Raw genomic sequence first — 20,464 nt, 5'->3', positions numbered from 1 at the left:
TTTATGCCCCTGACCATCATTGGTAGTGGGGTTACCTCCCACACTCGTCGGCTGGCTTACGTCGGAGACAGCGATGGTTTCCATGCATTTAGGGATTCATCGCCAAACGGCGACGCAACAACAGAGACTATCCCGCAATCTCTCTAGTAAGACCTAGGTCTATACTCAGGCTTATCTTCAATATCTTATCCAATTATGGAATCTGCGTAGTACTTAGCCTATATTAGCTACTGTAACGATCGGCGAATTGTGGTATTCGATTCCTACTTTAGAGTTTCCTAAACCCCCGTATTGAGAGGGGTTGGTACTCGGGCCTTAGTTGAGCGTAACGTGTTAGGGGAGGGTGAAGCTGTGAATTCAGCACTTATACCGAATTTGGACCTCAGGCAGGAGACCGGAGCTCTTCCCCTCAGGCTAGAAAATAATTCGAACACACCTGCCGTGCCGGGAAGACACACGCATTCGCTTGTCATTCTCGATAATCGTGAGCTTGATCGTCAATGCCTGGCGCAATGCATGGCTGCCCAAAAAGCGGATTTGCAGATTCTGGCTTTTGGATCAATTGAGGAGTGGAAGCAGAAGCGCGACGAATATCCTCCGCTTTCGGCAATCCTCTTGAACGTCGGCGGCAAAAAGATCGATGAACCGACCGTTTCCGAGCAAATCCGGAAGCTTTCGTCGGAATTCGCATCGACGCCACTCATCGTATTGGCCGATAGCGACGATTTCGGTCAAATCGTTCGGGCACTTGAGTACGGAGCCAAGGGGTTCATACCCGCCTCAGTCAGCGTCAGCGTCTGTATGGAGCTGATCGCGCTGTCGGTGGCAGGAGGAATTTTTGTGCCTGCAAGCGCCCTGTTCGCCATGCGTCACTTGCTGGACTCGAGCAATTCGACCGCACGCCCGCTATCCGGCATATTCACGGATCGTCAGGTCGAAGTCGTGGAGGCGCTCCGACGCGGAAAAGCAAACAAAATTATCGCTTATGAGCTCAACCTGCGAGAAAGCACTGTAAAGGTGCATGTTCGCAATATTATGAAAAAGGTCAAAGCGACGAACAGAACGGAAGTCGTGTTCAAGCTCAACGATCTTTTTCTTTCGGGCAGTTCTGCGGCAAGCAGCCTGTGCTGATGCGGTCGGCCGATCCTGCATCGCATCACACGAGCGCATTCTCGCGCTAAACATCCTCGGTGGCTGCGCGCCAAATGCGCCAGCGAGCCCACGATTGCATCTTCAGCCTCACCTGGGAAGTTTGTCATGCACGCCTCTCCAGGTGAGGCGGTCTGCATGTGCGATTTTCCCAGCTAAAGCGCATCGCATTGAATTTGATTCATGCGATGCGCTTTAGCTGTTTGTTTTCATGCATATCGTTATCCCCGAACCGCTGCACACTCGGGGCGACATGCAATTAATTGCCGGTGCCCACAGGAAGCCTGGAAAGCGCTGTTCGGATCCTGCGCAACGGGCCTCTCTGCGAATGGGGGACCAGACCGCGCGCAAGATGCCAGAAGTATCGGAACTCAGGCAGCGGAGGTACATTCGGCCGCAGGCCATTCAGGCGCAGTCTGACCATCAGGCCATCGACGCCTGAATATAGTCGCAGACGCCAACCAGCATCACGTTTGAAGTGTAGAAATGTTACTTTCTCGCCGGCGTCGCTTCCGCCGACGGGAGCGTGACGAAGAACATTTGCAAGATCTGGCTGCTGACACCGCTCAAGAATATCGGAGAACCATGCAAGCCACTCGGAATCGTTCCGATCGGGAATCTGATGAATGCTTTTTCGATCCCTGCCATACCGTCCCGAGACGACCCCATCGCCTGAGCGACCGAGTTGCGCGATGACGAGGCGCGCGCGCCTGAATTCGTCGTGGGATAGAGATGGATAGAAATCTTGCAGCCTCCGCGCCCGCTCAAACTGGCCTCTGCAGATCAAAGCGAGAAGGAAGTACGCCCACTCGACCGGATCCGGGTTGAGTGCCCCATATTCGGTCATGGTCACCTTGACCAGGTCCACCAGAAGGTCATAGGCGCGCTCGGCGTCGCCCTCCTGCAATGCACAGATGGCAAGGCGGAATTTGGCTTCGGGCAGGTAGGATACATAGTCCAGGCAGCGCGCGTAGCACTGCTTGGCTTCCCCCACCCTGCCCTGCTCGAGAAGCAGGTCGCCCTGCTTCAGCAAAGCGCGATCGCTCGCTTCCCCCACGACATGGACGCTCTCTTGCTTGGAGATCCGCTGGACCTTTGTAAGATCGCCGAAGGGGCCGGACTGGATGATCTTTTCACCGAACTGCAGGCCGTTGTTCAGCATGAACCACTGATATATTTGCGGCCTGTGGCTCAGTGTATGACACGAATGGATCAAACTGTAACCGGCTGTCGTGATACGCCGCATTTCGTCGGGATGGGCAAAAAGGTAATCCAGTCGCTCGACGACGTTGCGGCCGTCGACAAAGACACAGTTCTCCATGTCGACAAAGCCGGCTGCCTCCACGGCTGCCGTGCGTTCCGTCACGAGACAGGCCTTTGCCCCGGGGATCTCAAAATGCTTGCGTACCACCTCGCCGCCCATAGTGCCGCATGTGGGGACGACGAGGCTCGCGTTGAGCGCACGCGCATAAGCCTCTCCAGACAGGTGCTGGGAAGCTAGCTTGCTCTCATAGGCGTGTTGCGGCGAGACCAGGCAGGGGTAACGGTCGCGGATTATCGGAAAGACCGTCTGTCGCCAGGGATAAAGGCCGTAGGCCTGACCTGTGAGCATGGCCGGGATGACCTTTTGCTGGCCATAGTCGTGGTAGACTTCGGGATCGATGAAATTTGGCCAGACGAACAGATTCTCCTTCACCGCCGGCATATATTCCGGAGTCATCGTTGCGATCGCGAAATACGCCTCGATGCCCCACTGCTCCATATCGGAAAGGAAGCCCGCGCGTCGATCGCACCATGCGTCGGCGTTATGAAGGCCAAGCTTCGGAACGGCGATATGGGTATTGGTGTTGGTGACTTTTATCCGACGCGAGCCATGCGACCGATAACCGCTTTCAAACAGCGTCAGATCCGGCTCGTACCTGTCGCATATCTCTGCATAATCGCAGTCGCGATTAATGACGACGACATCGAAATGTGTTGCGAGGCATTTGACCTGCTGCTGCATGTGCAGCAGCAGGTAACCGGCCGCGTTCGCATTGGGCTGATGGTCCCATTGAAAAAAAACGAGCCGCGGCTTTCGATCATTAACGTTGCTATTCATGTCCCTATCGAATGGCTTCAGGAGCAGTGAGTTCGACGTTCGCAGACGCCAGATGCGAATAAGCCTCTTGCGAGGACTTGACGCTGGGCCAGTTCCTTGCGCCGCCGGAAAGCTTCCACTCGAAATAGGCGATCGTTCTCTCAAGCCCCTCACGAAGGTTCACCTTCGGCTGCCAGCCCAGTTGTTGCGTTGCGCGGCTGATATCGGGCTTGCGCTGTGTCGGATCGTCAACCGGCAGATCCTTGAAGACGATGCCGGACTTCGATCCGGTCATTTCGATCACCATTTCTGCCAATTCACGGACCTGGAATTCTCCGGGGTTGCCGAGATTGATGGGGCCTGTGACCCCAGTGGGCGCGCCCATCAGACGGATAAAGCCGTCAATCAGGTCGTCTACATAGCAGAACGATCGTGTTTGCCTGCCGTTGCCAAAGATGGTGATCGGCTCGTTTCGAAGCGCCTGAACGATGAAATTGGAGACGACACGGCCGTCATTGGTCTGCATGCGCGGCCCGTAGGTATTGAAGATCCGCGCCACCCGAATTTCCACACCATATTGACGATGATAATCGAAGAACAGCGTCTCTGCGCACCGCTTGCCTTCGTCATAGCATGCTCGCGGGCCTATGGGACTGACGCTGCCTCGATACTCCTCGGGTTGAGGGTGGACGGCAGGATCGCCATAAACTTCGCTTGTGGATGCCTGGAAGATCTTCGCCTTGGTGCGCTTTGCCAAGCCGAGCATATTGATGGCTCCGTGCACATTAGTCTTCACGGTCTGCACGGGGTCGTGCTGATAGTGGACCGGAGATGCCGGGCAGGCGAGGTTGTAGATCTCGTCGACCTCCACATAAAGTGGGAAGGTAATGTCATGGCGGAGCACCTCGAAGCGAGGATCGTCAAGAAGATGCAGCACATTGTCGCGCGAACCGGTGTAGTAATTGTCCACGCAGAGGACGTCATTTCCCTCTCGCAGAAGCCTTTCGCACAGGAATGATCCCAGAAACCCGGTGCCGCCGGTTACCATAATTCGCTTTTGTCCGTGCATTGGTATGCTCCGTTGTTGATGGTTGCCCCGCGGAAGCGAGGATGGTCAGTAGGCTCCCCTGCGCTTGAAGACCGCAGGGATTGTGCTGAGAAGAATTTGGCAGTCGAGCCACAGCGACCGGTTGTCGATGTAGAACTCGTCGAGTTGCTGCTGCAGTTCGATATCCGCATTGCTTCGTTCGGATATCTGCCAGAGGCCCGTCAGCCCCGGTGTTACCGAACGCCGCTTGGCACGAAATTCGCTATCCATCGCTGAAAGGTGATACTCTGGAAACGGGCGTGGTCCCACGAAGGCCATATCCCCTGCAATGATGTTCACCAGTTGCGGGAGCTCGTCGATGCTCGAAGCGCGCAGCATATGTCCTATTACCGGAAGGATGCGCGGATCGTCCTTGAGCTTGAAGTGACTCAACCACTCGGCGGACATGGTAGGGTCGTCTCGGAACAGCGCTTCAAGGCGCTGTTCTGCATCTTGGTACATCGTCCTCAATTTCAGGACGTGCACCGGCTTGCCGGACAGTCCTTCCCTGGCATGCCGGAAGAAGACAGGCCCCGGATCGATGGCATAGATTGCGGCCGCTGCAATCGCGATGAATGGCGCGACCACGATCGTTGCAGGGATGGCGATTGCGAGATCGAGGATCCGGCGAACCAGATGCGAGTTGACCGAACTCCCAGAAGTGGTGAGGCGAATACCGATCTCTCCGCCAACATCCGCAGGCTGCAATCCGCTCACCTTGAGGCTCGGCGTGTCGGACAGCAAAATGACTTCGGCGAACTTCCGACGCATCGCCGCCAACTCGGGACCAAGCAAGCCTGTGTCGCCCGCAATCACGGCAATGGACGGCCCGCCATCGAGCAATGCCTCCAGAGTATCGGGGGAAAAGGGCTCCGGCCTGATGCCATACTGCCAGTGGTTCTTGAAATGGGCAACGAGCGGCGGAGTAAGGTTGCGCGCTCCTATGACAACCGCGCGGTCCCCCCAGATTCCAAGTCTCCAGCACAGGCCTCGTGCAATCCAGTGCACAAGTGGCTGAACAATCAGCCCGAGAGCGAGGAACCCAATGACGGCAAGCAGCAGCCGTTCCCCCTCCGGCAGGATAATTGCTCCAAACGCCGCCAGGACAGCCACTTTGACGGCAGCGATAGTGCGCCGCCGCAGATGTTCGTGGTCATGCAACCGATACCCAGGATAGAGGCCGGCCGATGTGTAAAGAATAATCGCGGCGAATGCTGCGATCGTGAATGTACGCTCCGCCAGCGTGCCCTCCAAACCACTGGGGAAAAAGGACAGGACAACAAAATAGGCAACCAAATAGCTTGCAATGTCGCCGGCGACTAGGAAGGACGAGGTTGCAAGCCGAGGAAGCCGACGCCGTAGTGCGACGGGCATGTACAGCCCTGCCCGGTCAAAGGGATCGGCGGTCTTAGCTGCGATGGGCGGCACGGAACCTGCCGCAATCGCCCGCGACGTCATGTCATTTGATGTGGCTGCCTTCGACGGACCCGGTGTCATTGCTGGCGACGCAAATAAGGACATGATGGCTTTACACCTTTGCAGCTGCTTCTTTTGGCGCGCTTGGTCCAAAAACCGCGTCTTCGATCGGAAACTTTCGAAGGCCCAGTCTCTGGAATGCCGTCAGTGAGATGAAGGTCGGCACGACGACCGCATAGCGCCGCCACAACCGTCGCGGCTCGCATAAAAGACGAAACGCCCATTCGAAGCCGCTTCTTTGAATGATCCTTGGAGCCTGCCGCTTGAGGCCGGCGTGGAAATCGAATGCGGCTCCGACACCGATGAGCATCGATGCTTCCAGACGATCGCGCATGCGCGCCATCCAGAGTTCCTGCTTGGGACTGCTCAGCCCGACCCAGATGATATCGGCGCCCGATCGATTGAGCTGGTCAGCAATCTCCGTTTCCTCCCGCGTCGACAATTTGCGAAAAGGTGGCGCATAGGAGCCGACGATCCGTGCTTGCGGAAATTTTGCGAGAAGGCGCGCCTGCAGCTGTTCGAGCGTTTCGGCCGTTGCGCCGTAAAGGAAGTGGCGCAAGCCCTTGGAGCTGCCGGCATCGAAAACGGATAACATCAGGTCAGGTCCATAGACCCTGTCGCTTTCCGCATGACCGGCACGCTTCAATGCCCATACCAACGGCATGCCATCGGGTGTTACGAGGAAAGCTCGGTTATGTATCGACCGGAGCTCGGGATCATCTTGACACCGGACCACGCCGTGCGCGTCGCGAACGCACACATATTCCTTCCTGCCGTCTTCGATCGCTTTTTGAATAAGTCCGGTGGCACTCTTGAGATTAACTGCCGAAATGCGAACGCCAAGGACATTAATACATTCCAAAGAAGTCGTTTGGTTGAGAACTGAATCTTGACTGCTGTCTGCTGATTGCTTTCTCATGACCTACGCTTTCGCGATCTAAACTGTCATCAGAATATGCTGTAAGGACGATTGCCTCCATACTTGCCGTTCCAACTATTGGACGTAGATGAGACTTCATAATTCTACGCCTTACGCGGGGATAAGTTACAATATTTGGAGTAAGGCAATGTACCCCTACAGCTTGCCACGTGCTCTTTTTGATGAGGCTGTGGCGAAAGAGCGTTTGACCGTCGCAAAGTCGAAGAAGATAGTCGCTTTCGCGCAGATAAGGCCGGGATTGAGTGCGCATGAGCCGGGAGAGAGATATGGGGATCCCAACAGGCGAGATGACGGCTCGGCTGGCGATCGGTCCGAGCTGCACGACAGAATCAACCAACTGCAGAAAGATTTGAGCTCTGACGGCTATACCGTGGGAACTGCTGACCGCCGATCAGGTGGAAAGCCTACGACTGATTGTCACTCAGCACCTGAAATCGGAAGGTCGGTATCAGTACGGCGGCAAATTCCAGCTTCACGCCATGTATGTCGCAGAGGAAATTGCCAAATTTCTGACTTCCGGCGTGATCCTCAATCGCCTCACGGAAATCACGCAACCGCTTGACGTCGTTCTCACAGGCGAATGCGATATGATGATCAACACCACGTCGTCGTGGCATACTGACGTTCCCCACCACCCTGCCTGCATAGATGGAACTATCTTCGCGGACGAGAGCTTCAAAGTCTACAAGATCGCGTTCTACCTGCAGGATCAGGACGAAAACTCGCCAGCGACATTGAAGGTTCGACCAAGATCTCATCTCAATGGCCTGGTAAAGAGCATGCCGGAGAAGGGCTTGGGCATACGGGCAGGTGATGCCATCATTTTCGATGTGCGCATTGAACATGCCGGGCAAATGCCGACATTCGTTGACAGAAGCCTGCGCAAGTTTTGTGGACGGATCGGACCGCGACTTCGCGTTGACTCGCAAAAGGCTTTCACCGTGGCGCGATCGGTCCTTCGACGGATGGCCGGGACACCTGACCGCGTTGCGCTTTTTCATGACCTTTGGTCCATCCAACGCATGGACCCATTCTTATGCCGAGGAAGGCTGCAATCGCCATCCTGAAGTTCGGGGAACGCTCAGTGCAGAGGTGCTGAGACAGCTTGCTGCCAATAATATTGCCCCGCCGATTATCGGGCTCACTCGGCAAGCAGATTGTCGACATAAGGCAGGCTCAGCGGAAACGGAAAGTGTAGTCACACCGCATGCCAGATGATCTCGGCGGGAAAGCGCTGGCGCTTGAAATGCTGGGCAATGGGTTGGTCGAATCGATACGGTCGACCTCCCATTACCATCTCGATCAGCACCAATCATAAGGCGATGCTGGCCAAAATTGCCGAATTCAGAAAAAAATGTCGATTCCGCATTTGACGGGAGCAATCCAGCCACGCCCATCAGGTTTTTCTAAAGTTTTCAATGGATGCATGTCGCTCTGGTTGCAGAAAGAATAACTCGCGGCAAGCGAGATATTAAAACTGCCACATTTTGGTCGACTCCAAATTCACCAAATATTTCAAAACGTAACTTTGGATCGACTGGAATATTGTGGCAGCAATAAGGCTATGCTTCTCAAGCACTTACCGTTGCGTTGCTGTTGCGCCCTCAAAAATGTCGCCCTATAACCTGCCGCCGTAACGCTGGATTAACCACAAATATTAACGGGCGGGGGTTGAGGAACAAGACCATGACAACATACTACGTAGCGACGACTGGCAGTAACGGCGGTAACGGCAGTACCTCCTCTCCCTTCCGCACGATCAGCGAGGCGATGTCAGCAAACCTTAGACCCGGCGACGAGGTCGTGGTGAAGGCGGGGACCTACAACGAAGCTATTAACATCGACAAGGACGGCTCGGCGGCAGCCGACATCACGCTGCGCTCGGAAGTGCCCGGCGGGGCGCTGATCCGGCCGCCCGCGGGCTCGTGGAACGCGATCAGCGTCAACGCCAACTACGTGACAATCGACGGCTTTGACATCGGCGGCGCCAAAGGCGACGGCATCGAAGCGAACAACGTCCACCACATCTCAGTTCTCAACAACAAGGTCCACGGCAGCGGGGAGTCGGGCATTCAGTTCAACTGGTCGGACTTCATCAGAATCGAAGGCAACGAGACCTACAATAACGCGTCGTCGGGCTGGTTCTCGGGCATCTCGATCTACCAGAACCGGAACATCACCGGCGATACCTCGACCGACGGCTACCGGACGATCGTGCGGGACAACATCTCGCACGACAACGTCACCAAGTCGGGTGCGCACACCGACGGCAACGGCATCATCATCGACGATTTCCAGAGCACGCAGACGAGCGGTCATCCGAACTACACGTTCAAGACCCTGGTCGACAATAACCTCGTCTACGAGAACGGCGGCAAAGGCATCCAGGTTACCTGGAGCGACTCCGTCACGGTGAAAAACAACACCGCATACCACAACAATCAGGACCCGGCGAACGACGGCACCTGGCGCGGTGAGCTCAGCAACTCGGCGTCGAGCAACAACACCTGGGCCAACAACATCGCCGTTGCGGACCCATCGGTGAACAAGAACAACACTGCGATCGACAACACGTCGATCGACGGCCCCAACAACAACGTTGTCTGGGCCAACAACATCACCTACAACGGCACGGCCGGCCAGGCATCGGTCAAGACCGACGGCGGCAACGCGATGCCGAGCGCGGCGAATGGCAACAAGCTCGGCATCGACCCGAAATTCTCGGGGGCAGCGAGCGATAACTTCCACCTCGGCTCCGGCTCGGCGGCGATCGACAGCGGAACCGCCAAGTACGGCGTCGGGTCGGTCGATCTGGACGGCCACGCTCGCGTCGTTGGGACTGTCGACATGGGAGCCTACGAATCGGGCTCCAGCGCGGCACCGGGAACGCCCACCACGCCGACGCAACCGGGGACGCCAACCACGCCGACGCAACCAGAAACGCCAACCACGCCGACGAAGATATTCACCGGCACCAACGGCAACGACATCCTGCCACATACCGGTCAGTCCAACGGCGGCAACGAAACCTTCAAGGGTCTCGGCGGTAGTGACGTGTTGAAGGGCGGCGCCGGCGCGGACGTGCTCGACGGCGGCAATGGTACCGACACGGCCAGCTATGCAGCCTCCGGCGCGGTCAACGTCAACCTGGCGACTAAAGCCGCATCGGGCGGGCAAGCCGCCGGTGACAAGATCGCCAGCATCGAAAACTTGACTGGCTCAAGCTACAACGACGTGCTGACCGGCGGGAATGGCGGCAGCAACGTTCTCAATGGCGGGGCTGGCGCGGACAAACTCAGCGGCGGCGCCGGCGGGGACGTCATCAATGGTGGTGCCGACAACGACACGGCGGGCTATACGGGCTCCGGCGCGGTCAACGTCAACATGGCGACTGGGGCCGCAACGGGCGGGCATGCCGCCGGTGACAAGTTCGTCAGCATCGAAAACTTGACTGGCTCAAGCTACAACGACGTGCTGACCGGCAATAGCGGCAGCAACGTTCTCGATGGCGGGGCCGGTGCGGACAAGCTGACCGGCGGGCTCGGCAATGACAAGCTGTTCGGGAAGGCAGGTGCAGACATTCTGACCGGCGGCGGCGGAGGCGATACATTCGTCTTCAATGTGAAGCCCGACAATATTAGCGTCGACAAGATCCGGGATTTTTCCTCCGCGGCGGGCGACAAGCTGATGGTCGATCATTCGATTTTCGCCGCGCTCAGCCTATCCGGATTTTCGAATGAGAATTTCGTTCTCGGAACAAAAGCGCTCGAGGCGGATGACAAGCTGATCTACGATAAGGCCAGCGGCATTCTATCCTATGATGCCGATGGAAGCGCAGCGGGCGCGGCGATCCACGTCGCCGATCTCGACAATTCCGCAGCACTTCACTTCAACGATTTCCTGCTTGTCTGAGCCAGTCGGCCCGTCCCCTTCCGGGGGGCGGGCCTGCATCGTCACGGGCGGTCCCACCTACCTCTTCGTGCCGGCACGAAAATCCCAGCCAGATTCTCCGCGGCAATTTTTGACTTACGGCATCCCACATTTCGTCAAGGGGCGTCAGCGGCAGGCCGTTCTGCATCCATTCGCGCAAGAGGCAAAGCTCGGCTCGCGACGAATGTCGTCTGGAGCTGGGCGAATTTCCCCATCTCGATCCAGCGGATAGAGTCACTTCACCGAACGAGTCGCCAAGCCGCTCGGGCAGATCTCGCCAGTGACCACCGGAAAGCCGCAGGAACACCGCTCGTCGCGGCGCCCTTTTGTTACTCGGGCGGCGCGACTACGCTTTCGGTGTCCGCCCCAGCCTTCTGAAGATCCTGCAAACTGCCAAATTCTCCCGAAGGCATGATCTCCGGATGTATTCGGAAGCTCTTGTCGTTCAAATTGCCGGTGTAGCGGTTATTCGCGAACTGCACGTATCCAGGCCCATGGTCGGGAGCGTAGACATAGGCTGCAAGCCCGTTGCTACTGTCGATTGACACGATATTGCTCTCGATACGATTAGGACGTGCCCATGACGGACGCCAACCCCTGCCCGTACTGTCATCAACGCGAAAAGCCGCGCCCGATCCGTGCGTGATGACGTTTCCCGTCACCACGTTGCTCCAGCCGCCGTTGATGCCGATCGCCGATATATTGTCCGAGAGCGTATTTCCTTCGATGCGCACACCACTGGCCTTGCCATCCGTGTAGATCGCCCAACTGATAGGCGTCGGCCATTCATTGATATTCTCATACCCGGAAGGCCAAAACGTCCCATCGACCCTATTCATAAGTTGACCTGTCCCGGTGACCAGATTGTAGCGGATGCTGCTGTTCAGGAGGTCTGCCTGCTCGCCCATCAGCTTGATGGCACCGCCATCTGCCGTCTGCTGATTGGCATTGCGGATCTCGTTATGTTCGATGACTGCGTCGTGGACTGCGTCTTGTGCTCCCCACAGTGAGCCGCCGGCGATACCGAACTGCGCAGTATTCTCGACCAGGTTATGAGCGATCCTGATATTGTCGGCCGCCTGGAACCATATACCCGCAGTTTCGAAGTAGACCCTTCCAATGTCATGAATATGGTTCGACAGGATTTTAGCACCGTCGGATTTGCCGAAGCTGCCATAGGTCGTGCCAACGTAAATCCCGTTGCCAGCCACATCTCCAATCACGTTGCCGGCAATCAAGACATCTTTGCTCTCGGAAACATGGATGCCGACGCCGACATTGTCGATGGAGTTGCCGAGCAGCCGAACACCGTCCGAGTGATCCAGCCGTATGGCCCCAAAGCTTCTGGTGTCGGTACCAAACTTGCCGCTGCCCCGCGGATCCCCATCCCGAAACTGGAGCCCCGATACAACCATCCCGTCGGCTCCATCCAGCCTGAAGAGGGTCGGCAGGATGCCGGCCACAGCCGTAGAACTTGTTGGTAGTCCATCGGTCGCGATATAGTCGAGTTGACCTTTGGTGCGGTCGTACCACCACTCCCCAGGCGCATCGAGCAGCGCCGCCGCCCCGGTCAGAAAATAGCGGCTGCCTTCTGCCGTGAAGAAATAGCCGGTGCCTTGGGTATTTATCGCCCGGTTCGCGGTGTCGATTGAAACCACTGGGAGGGTGTCACTGCCCCACTGGCTGCCGGGGTGAAAACCACCGACGATGTGGGCGACAAGGCCTGCTGCATTTTTTGAGATCGGAAGGTCGCCGGCATGGAAGCAAAAGCGCGTGTTACCATGCCATAAGTCGTCGTCCTGCGTGCACTTAGCCGCAAAAAGCCACCCTTTGCGCGGGTCTCCATCGAGTGGAGCGTTGGGAAAGCGAGCCTGCGTCTGGCGCGCGCCGCTGACGAAAAGATCGCCCACATCCCGGCCCGCAGGCAGCTTCAGTGACGCCTTCCAGCGACCATCGGCCTGCGCCGTCCAATTGCGCACAATCGGGCCGCCGTGCAGAACCGGCGCCTCATTGCATCTCGCCGCGATGATTAGGCCCGCATCGCGAGCATCGAAGACTATCGGTTCAGCAAGATAGTAATCCCCATTGCCCATTGCGATCGTATTCTGGCCGCCCTTCTGGCGCGCAGCATCCCGCGCTCTTTCAATACTGGCAAAAGGACCGTCTGTACGCCGAGAATTTGCTTTAGGAAGGTGCCCGCTCCAGGTGTCTTTGCCCTCGGGGGAGACATAGAATACTGCCCGGGTCGCGGATGTTCCGGTCAATATGTTGCTCAGTGAAGTCCCCTTCAACTTGTCCGAAAAGGTCGCCGGCGAAGCTTCCGCGCAGGTCGCCTCCCTGACGAGCATCTGCAGACGCTCGGACGCGTCTATCTCCGTCTCCACTGGAGTCGGATTGCCGGACTGCGGAAAGAGCATGACAGGCAAAATGCTCAGGACCAGTCCAAAACGCCGTCTCATGATATCTGCAACCCGCTCGCAAGGCCACGCGAGGGCGCCTGCCAAGGTGGCGAATGGCTGATCGAAACGACGGGCGCGTACAGCGAAAACATGATGATGGCTGCGGTAAACAGGATGAAGATCGTGTCATTCTGAGCGAAAAAAATACTCTCGGTCAGATTCATCACCAGGATCATGATCGTAAGGACATTGAGCCACAGCCACCCGTACTGCGGGTCATGACATTGAAGAACCGCGCCCTGGCGGATTGCACGGAGAAGCATCAGAACAAACGGAACCATTCCCATAATACCAAAGCTCAACAAGGTATCGCGGTATCCATTATGCGCGTGGGGCGCCGCCCATCCCATCTTCAACCACATGTGCGTCGCTTCGGGGTTCTCAGTTGTCCAGAAAGCCTGGTAACCATAGCCAAACATCCAACGATCGGATATTTCGACATCAACCAGCTCCCACAGTGGCACCCGACCCGTCAAAGTCGCGTCCTTACCGAGCGCTTCAAGGGCCGGAACCAGGAACTCGTGAAGTGAAATCAGAATGCCGATGGACAGCTGAACGAAAAGCAGGACGATAACGATGCGGCCAATGCTGCTGCTTCTTTGCAGGAGAAAATAAAAGCCGATCAGGCAATAGGCCGCTGACGTCGCAAGGATAGAGGTCATCGATCCGGAGCTTGCAAGGCAGATGATACCCGCGGCCAACAAGATGAACGCAGTTCGCCGCAGGCCGAGCGTCCCGTCGATCAGCACGGCCGTTGCCACCAAGATCATCAGAGACGCGTACCAGCCCAGGACGTTCTTGTGGATGAAGATGCCCCGCATCGTACCATCCGGCATGGTGGCGAGGCTTGGTGACACCACGGAGATAACCACACTGAGAACGATACAGGCTCCCAGGGTCACAAATATCAGGAACAGCAACTGCCTTGGCGTGAAACGTATCGCCAGGACATAGGAAAGAAGCACGCAAAACAAAAGGCCGATTGCTCGCCTCAAGGTCGTTTGAGGCCCTATTGACCATAGGGTGGACAAAAACGGCAGGACAAGGATCGCGGGTACAATCAGATTTCGCCTGAGCGCCGTTAGAAATTGCGGAAAATTGCGCATCAGGATCACGATTGTAAATACGTACACAGGAAAGCAAGGAAGACGCAGTATAGATTTGGCAGATTCGCTGAGCGTGCCGTCCGGATTTGCCAGGATAAGCGGCAGAAACGCGCCGGCCTGAAAGAAAATGGATATGCCGGCGCCCCAGCATTCTATGGTCCGCCAACTGATGGTTGGTCCGCTGGCAGTTCCGAGGCTATCTACTCTCATTATCCGTCCCGACTGACTTGAAAAGACAAGCGTCTGTTGATCGCGGCAGATCAAAAAAACAGGTATCGGCATTCGTGCTGCACTGCTCTCAAGCAACCATTCAGCCACATCCGCAGTCAACCTGTCCTAGTGAAGGGCGGGCTACGCCTAATGCACCTTTGCTCCACCCAAAGACTATGTTGACGTAAGCTTTCAGCCGGTATTTAGCCAAAAGACGGGTCCTAATATCCCCGGATTGCCCTTAAGAGCAGATGTTGCGCATGTCCGTTCACCGGTACCGTGGCAACGAATGTCTTGTGAAGCGTGGTGGGTAAGCCGCGGTTCCGCTGGAATGAGGCAACAATTCTGACAGAGGCTCTCTCTGCAATCGAAGCCTGGAAGGTTTAGGATTTCTATGTTTCTGCGTCATGATCCTAGTTTTCAATGCAACACGACGGGCGCTTTACTCGGCGTGGCGATCTCATCGGCTCTGCGCGAGATGCTGTTCGGCCGACAAGGGACTTTGGATATCAACATGACCGAGGCTCCAGACCTCGATGGCCGCGTCAAGCTCGACGTCTTAAGCAACTTTGCGCTGCTGTACAGCGGTGCAACGCTGCAATCCGCCTGAGAACGCGCCATGGAGCAGCCAGCCCTCAGTGTCCTCATCAATAATTACAACTACGCTCGCTTCGTTGGGCGGGCGATAGACAGCGTATTGAGCCAGGACGCTCGCAACGTCGAGATAATCGTCGTCGATGACGGCTCTACCGACCAGTCGCGATCTGTTCTGGAATCGAATGACAGCCGTGTGAAGGTGATCTTTCAGGAGAACCAGGGACAGGCCGCCGCCATAAATGCTGCTGTGAAGTTAAGCAGTGGCGACATCCTCTGTTTTCTCGATGCCGATGACTGGTGGGCGCCAGGAAAGCTGTCGGCAACAGCCGCTGCTTTCCACTCCGATCCTCAGGCATCGCTTGTTTATCACCGACTTCAGCCAACGCAGACCGATGGCTCACCAGCCTTCAAGCCAATCCCTCGGACCCTGTGTTCAGGAAATTTGTCGCCACGGCTCGCCAGGTCGGCTGGTTGGTGGCCCTTCCCGATGACATCAGCCATCGCTGTAAGACGTAGCGCGTGGGATGCTGCAGGGGATATTCCCGAGCAGTTCCGCCTGTCTGCCGATGCCTGGCTCACAGGCATCTATCCATTTCTGGGGGGCGTTGTCGCCTTGTCGGATCCACTCGGGTTCTATCGGATTCACAACAATAATTGGTATCGGCCAGTCGATGATGCCGCCATGCTGCGAAGGCGGATGGCCCATTGGCAGGCGACCGTTGAAGCGACGAATCGGTTTCTTTCTGCGCACGACCTGGCGGGAAGGCTGCGTCTGACCGATCACTATCCGTACCGGGTGGCCTCAGCCAGGCTGCAGGGCGCCGATACACGCACCCGGTTCAGACTTGCTGTGGAAGGGCTCTTTTTCGCGGGAGAACCAAACTTGTTGAGGCGGACGCGTGATGCATTGCGTACAGCCTGCGACCTGCCTCGACTTGGTGAGGATGTCGGCTTGTCGGAGGCAGCGGAATGAAGGCGCTGCTATTGGTTTCCGAACTGGAAGATTATACCATCTCGTTTGCCGGCGGCGTTGCCCAACATCTAGACGTTGTGCTTGCCGTGCCGCGCCGGAGCTACGCACATCTCGCCTCTTCCATCGATCCGGCTGTCGATCTGCGCCTTCTAGACTGGCCGAGACACCGTTCTGTCTCCAATCCCTGGTTTCTGTACCAGCTTACGCGTCTGATCCGGCGGGAGCGACCGAACCTCATCCATCTCCTCAGCAATTCGACACTTTGGCTGAACCTCGCCGTGCCGTTCTGGCGCCCGATCCCGCTTGTGACGACCGTTCATGACGTGGAAATCCATCCCGGCGATTCCGAGACGCGTACGCTGCCCGGCTGGGCCCCCGAATTGATGGTGAAGCAATCCGGACATCTTGTCGTCCACGGTGAGGGACTGAAGCGGATGGTCCTCGATCGATATTCAAAATCGCCGGACTGTGTCCATGTCCTGTCGCATCCCTCAATCCTTCGCTATGCGGAGCTCGCCCGGCGGCAGAAGATGGCGCCGCGCGAAGCGGATGGAACTATACGCGTCCTGCTCTTCGGACGGATTTTTGCCTACAAGGGCCTGGAACATCTGGTCCGGGCCGAGGCGATGCTCAAGGACATACTTCCCAACCTGCGCATCACGGTCGCAGGCCGTGGCGACAATCCGCTGATCTTCCAGCCGCTCATGGGGGATGCCGGCCGCTACGACATTCGCAATCGTTTCATCGAGGATGCAGAGGTTGCCCAGCTTTTCCTGGACACCGACATCGTCGTGCTTCCCTATACGGAAGCATCCCAAAGCGGTGTGCTCAACCTTGCCGCCGCATTTGGCAAACCGGTCATCGTTACGGACGTCGGCGAGTTGCGGGGCACCGTTCAGCCCAACGGGCTGGGAATGGTGGTCCGTCCCGGAGATACCAAAGAGCTCGCGGCAGCAATCAGGACATTGGCGGACAACGGCGAGCTTAGAAACAGTTTCGGTGCCAATGCGCTCGGATGGGCCAAAGGACCGAACTCGCCTGAACGGGTCGGCGCCCAGGCCGCGGCCGTTTATCGGGAGGTGGTCGGATCATGCTGACGGAGGCCCTCACGGACAGAAGTCGAATGGCAGCACCGAGCGCGGCTAGTGTCCGCCACTATGTTCCGGGCGGCTGCGAGAACGGCGGCGGAATTGGCCGGCTGGTCGGCTATATAACAGAGACCGCGAAAGAGACCGGAGCGCAACATTTCGTCACCGATACCAGAGGGGCTCAATGGTCCAAGGTGACATCACCCGCACGCCTGCTCGGCGCCATCCTGACGATGGCAAAGGACCGGATTGTTGCGCCCGCTCGCATTCACCATATCCATATCGCCGGCCGCGGCAGCACCTCCCGAAAACTGATCCTGACAGAGGCTGCCCGTTTGTTTGGGTGTTGCCACATATTGCACCTGCACGATTACGATTATGCCGGCGACTTTGCGCTACGCTCGCCGCGCCAACAACGGCTCATACGTCGGATGTTTCAAAATGCCGATTGCGTTGTGGCGCTCGGCCAGCGCGATCGCATGACGCTGACGACGCTTCTGGGCGTTGACGAGCGCCGCACGGTCGTTGCCCATAATTGCGTCCCCGATCCGGGGGCGCACGATATTCGTGTCGGTCAAATACCGTTGATTGTATTCCTTGGCCGGTTGAGTGAACGCAAGGGGGTCAGGGAGCTTCTGTTGGCCCTGAGCCACCCGGTCATGAAAGACCTCCCGTGGCGGGCTGTACTGGCAGGCGACGGTCCTGTCGAGGATTATCGGCGTCAGGCTGACGCCATGGCGCTTTCAAATCTGGTAGAAATGCCCGGCTGGCTTGACGCCGGTGAGGCGCGAGCCCTGTGTGCGCGTGCAGATATACTGGTCCTGCCTTCGTACGCCGAAGGTCTGGCAATGGCTGTGCTCGAAGGGCTGTCCCACGGCCTCGCCGTCGTCACTACGCGTGTCGGGGCGCATGAAGAAGTCATTACCGACGGCGAAACCGGCATCTTCGTCCCAGTCGGAGACCAGGATGCCTTGGCTGCAGCCCTGGCGAAGCTGGTTTCCGATCCAGAAATCTGCATCCGCCTCTCGGTCCAGGGCCGCACACATTATCTCAACCGTTTCAGCATGAGGGCCTATATGCGGTCGCTCGAGAAACTTTACGAAACCGTTTCCGCGAAACCTCAAGCAATGGTTGGCGCACGATGACGATTTCCGCTGCGGACCGCAACCTTCCGATCTCGCCGATGCGCTACGATCCTCGCTTTCAGGTGGAGACCAAGGCGGACAACTTCGATCTGGCATCCGCCTTCGGTCTCGTCCGGCGACGAATGATCATGATCATGACGATAACGGTGCTGCTGATGGTGCCCGCGGCGATTGTGATCTCTGAGTTGAAGCCCGCCTATCAGGCATCGGCCCGATTGATTATCCGCCAGCCACTCGCAACATCACTTGGTGTGGACGATACCAGCCCCGGTGATCTAATTGACGTGAAATCGGAGACTGAGCGGCTTTTATCCAGAAGCATTGCAGAGCGAGTCGTCCGCGAACTGCGGCTTAACATGCTGCCGGAATTCAATCCTGCGCTGCGGAAGATCTCGTTCATTGACAGGATCCGGGCGAAGTTGCGAGGCCTGTTCGACACGAAAAAACCCACCTTGCCGGTAGGAGACAATATAGACGCCACCATCCGGGAATATTATCAGGCGCTCGGCGTGTGGCACGGAGATAAGAGTGAAGTTATCCAGATCAGCTTCACTGCGAATGATGCTGAACTCGCAGCCACGGTTCCGAACCGGCTCGTCAGCATTTACCTCGATGAACGGAAGGGCAGTGTCAGTGGCCGCCTGGTTTCAGCGGAAGAATGGATCCGACACCGCGTCACCGAACAGCAGACTCGCGCGAATGTTGCTCGCGACGCTGTCCGCACCTATCAAGAATCGATGGACATCGTCTCTAAAGAGGACGCTCAGGATGAACGTATCAAATCACTCCTGGAACTCACCGGCCGCGAAGGGAAAATCGACGAACGCCGGGTTGAGGTAAAGGCGACGATATCCACGCTGGAAGGAACGGATAACGCTTCGGCCGCAGTGCAGAATATCGTCGTGCCCGACAGCATTGCCACAAAGCAACGCGATCTTCACGCACAGGAGCAAGATCTCGCCCGTCTTCTTCAGACATATGACGGCAGTGCCGAGGCCGTGGTGGATTTACGTGGGAAGATCCAACAATCCCGTACCGATCTCGACCTTGCGACCAAGCAATATCTGCAAACGATGCGCGCCAAGCTCGCCGCACTTGATCATGAAGCCAACGCACTGCAATCCATCTTGGCTGATGATCGGAAAAAACGCACACGCGATGCCCTGGCGCAGACGGAATTGACACGACTGCAGCGTATTGCCGACAAGGAGCAATCGACACTCGACAAGCTTGAAGACCAGCGCCGCGACCTTGCCGCGAAGGCCATGCTGCCGGGGGCGGAGCTGGAGGTTTTCTCACCGGCTTCAGTGCCGCTCACGCCACAGGGACGTGGACGGCTTTTCTATCTGGTGGGCGCACTCCTGGCTGCAATCTCGGCAGCCGCAACAGCTGCTTTCGTGATCGAAATGTCAGACCGGACAGTCCGGAGTTTCGACCAGATAGCTGGAATGGGGCGCGCGATACCGGCTGGACTTATCCCGCGTCTGGCGCGGTGGGAAAATTCGAAAACGATGTTCGAACATATGCCGGTCCCGATGTTTGACGAAGCAATCCGTACCGTGGTGCTTTCACTCAAGCAGTCCAATGGCGGCAAGTTGCCGAGCAGTATCGTTGTTACCTCGGCCCACAGCGGGGAAGGCAAGTCGCTTGTCGCGAGATCGTTGGCCATCGAACTTGCCGCCGCCGCAATTCCAGTGCTGCTGGTCGATGGCGACCTTCGGCGGGGAAAGCTCGATTCGTTTTTCAGGCCGGAGTTAATGTACGGACTGAACGAATTCTTGAACGGTCAGGCAGATCTCCGTGACATCGTCTACCACCATCCAAGCGGTATCGACTTCATTCCATCTGGAAGATTCAGTCTCCGGCGGCGCACCCGTTTGAACGGCCTGGCAGAAATCATCGAGATGGCGGGCACGGCTGGCCAGGTTGTCATCTTTGACAGCGCGCCGGTGCTCGTCTCTACAGATACAGTGCATTTGACTGCCCTGGCGGAAAAAACACTGGCAGTTGTCAGATGGGGAAAGACGAGCCGCCGCGCGGTCGAGTTCAGCCTGCAGCAAATGAAAAGCTCGCGAAATTCGGAAATTGTTATCGCGATCAACAATGTAAATCCAAAAAGGCACGCTTTGTATAATTTCAGTGACTCGGAGCTGTTTTCGAAATCTCTGGTGAAATACTACGGTGTAAAGTCTTAGATACATCGAACATTCGGTGTTAAACACGC

Annotated in this window: 14 protein-coding genes; 7 read left to right on the top strand and 7 right to left on the bottom strand. The window is 57.0% G+C overall.

All coding sequences use genetic code 11. The annotated features are described in order from the left end of the window. Nucleotides 1-351 precede the first annotated feature (351 nt). Nucleotides 352-1,131: a LuxR C-terminal-related transcriptional regulator gene (locus V8P77_RS23095; protein ID WP_335914428.1), complete on the top strand. Its 780-nt coding sequence runs from the start codon at nucleotides 352-354 to the stop codon at nucleotides 1,129-1,131. A gap of 277 nt (nucleotides 1,132-1,408) precedes the next feature. Here the strand turns inward: V8P77_RS23095 and V8P77_RS23090 are convergent, their stop codons facing one another. The 5 genes from V8P77_RS23090 to V8P77_RS23070 all read right to left on the bottom strand — a co-directional run bounded on the left by V8P77_RS23090 (nucleotide 1,409) and on the right by V8P77_RS23070 (nucleotide 7,733). Then, nucleotides 1,409-3,250 carry a glycosyltransferase family protein gene (locus V8P77_RS23090; protein WP_335914427.1) on the bottom strand — a complete coding sequence of 614 codons (1,842 nt, stop codon included), beginning with the start codon at nucleotides 3,248-3,250 and terminating at the stop codon, nucleotides 1,409-1,411. A gap of 4 nt (nucleotides 3,251-3,254) precedes the next feature. Beyond that, a complete protein-coding gene (locus tag V8P77_RS23085; RefSeq protein ID WP_335914426.1) occupies nucleotides 3,255-4,298 on the bottom strand; it encodes a UDP-glucuronic acid decarboxylase family protein in 1,044 nt (347 codons plus the stop codon). A 45-nt stretch (nucleotides 4,299-4,343) separates the two neighbouring features. Next, nucleotides 4,344-5,837, bottom strand: a complete 1,494-nt coding sequence (locus V8P77_RS23080) for a sugar transferase (RefSeq protein WP_335914425.1) — start codon at nucleotides 5,835-5,837, stop codon at nucleotides 4,344-4,346. Between the two features lie 7 nt (nucleotides 5,838-5,844). Beyond that, complete coding sequence (locus V8P77_RS23075; RefSeq protein WP_335914424.1) at nucleotides 5,845-6,711, bottom strand: WecB/TagA/CpsF family glycosyltransferase; 867 nt, start codon at nucleotides 6,709-6,711, stop codon at nucleotides 5,845-5,847. Nucleotides 6,712-7,136: 425 nt separating this feature from the next. Then, nucleotides 7,137-7,733, bottom strand: coding sequence for a hypothetical protein (locus tag V8P77_RS23070; RefSeq protein ID WP_335914423.1), 597 nt, complete (start codon nucleotides 7,731-7,733; stop codon nucleotides 7,137-7,139). A 685-nt stretch (nucleotides 7,734-8,418) separates the two neighbouring features. On the opposite strand from V8P77_RS23070, the gene V8P77_RS23065 reads away from it, so the two are divergent. Further along, the gene (locus V8P77_RS23065; protein WP_335914438.1) at nucleotides 8,419-10,644 is read left to right on the top strand and encodes a right-handed parallel beta-helix repeat-containing protein; all 2,226 of its coding nucleotides are present in this window, start codon (nucleotides 8,419-8,421) and stop codon (nucleotides 10,642-10,644) included. 347 nt (nucleotides 10,645-10,991) lie between these two features. On the opposite strand, the gene V8P77_RS23060 is transcribed toward V8P77_RS23065, so the two are convergent. Both V8P77_RS23060 and V8P77_RS23055 read right to left on the bottom strand, forming a co-directional pair. Next, nucleotides 10,992-13,121, bottom strand: coding sequence for a right-handed parallel beta-helix repeat-containing protein (locus tag V8P77_RS23060; protein ID WP_335914422.1), 2,130 nt, complete (start codon nucleotides 13,119-13,121; stop codon nucleotides 10,992-10,994). After that, on the bottom strand, nucleotides 13,118-14,437 hold the full coding sequence (locus V8P77_RS23055) for an O-antigen ligase family protein (RefSeq protein ID WP_335914421.1): 1,320 nt from the start codon (nucleotides 14,435-14,437) through the stop codon (nucleotides 13,118-13,120). The genes V8P77_RS23060 and V8P77_RS23055 overlap by 4 nt, the downstream gene beginning before the upstream one ends. A gap of 394 nt (nucleotides 14,438-14,831) precedes the next feature. Here V8P77_RS23055 and V8P77_RS23050 point away from each other — a divergent pair, with 394 nt between their 5' ends. From V8P77_RS23050 to V8P77_RS23030, 5 genes are read left to right on the top strand one after another with little or no spacing between them, the layout of a single operon-like run. Beyond that, entirely contained in the window at nucleotides 14,832-15,047 is a 216-nt protein-coding gene (locus tag V8P77_RS23050) for a hypothetical protein (protein ID WP_335914420.1), read from the top strand. Between the two features lie 9 nt (nucleotides 15,048-15,056). Then, nucleotides 15,057-16,007 (top strand): glycosyltransferase family 2 protein, encoded by a 951-nt coding sequence (locus V8P77_RS23045; protein ID WP_335914419.1) that lies wholly within the window; start codon nucleotides 15,057-15,059, stop codon nucleotides 16,005-16,007. Beyond that, complete coding sequence (locus tag V8P77_RS23040) at nucleotides 16,004-17,104, top strand: glycosyltransferase family 4 protein (protein ID WP_335914418.1); 1,101 nt, start codon at nucleotides 16,004-16,006, stop codon at nucleotides 17,102-17,104. The genes V8P77_RS23045 and V8P77_RS23040 overlap by 4 nt, the downstream gene beginning before the upstream one ends. Beyond that, complete coding sequence (locus V8P77_RS23035) at nucleotides 17,098-18,240, top strand: glycosyltransferase (RefSeq protein ID WP_335914417.1); 1,143 nt, start codon at nucleotides 17,098-17,100, stop codon at nucleotides 18,238-18,240. Before V8P77_RS23040 ends, V8P77_RS23035 begins: the two co-directional genes overlap by 7 nt. After that, entirely contained in the window at nucleotides 18,237-20,435 is a 2,199-nt protein-coding gene (locus tag V8P77_RS23030) for a GumC family protein (RefSeq protein ID WP_335914416.1), read from the top strand. Before V8P77_RS23035 ends, V8P77_RS23030 begins: the two co-directional genes overlap by 4 nt. Nucleotides 20,436-20,464: the final 29 nt, after the last annotated feature.

The organism is Rhizobium aouanii (genome assembly GCF_037002925.1).
Taxonomy (GTDB): Bacteria; Pseudomonadota; Alphaproteobacteria; order Rhizobiales; family Rhizobiaceae; genus Rhizobium; species Rhizobium aouanii.
This window is presented reverse-complemented; position numbering and strand designations above follow the sequence as displayed.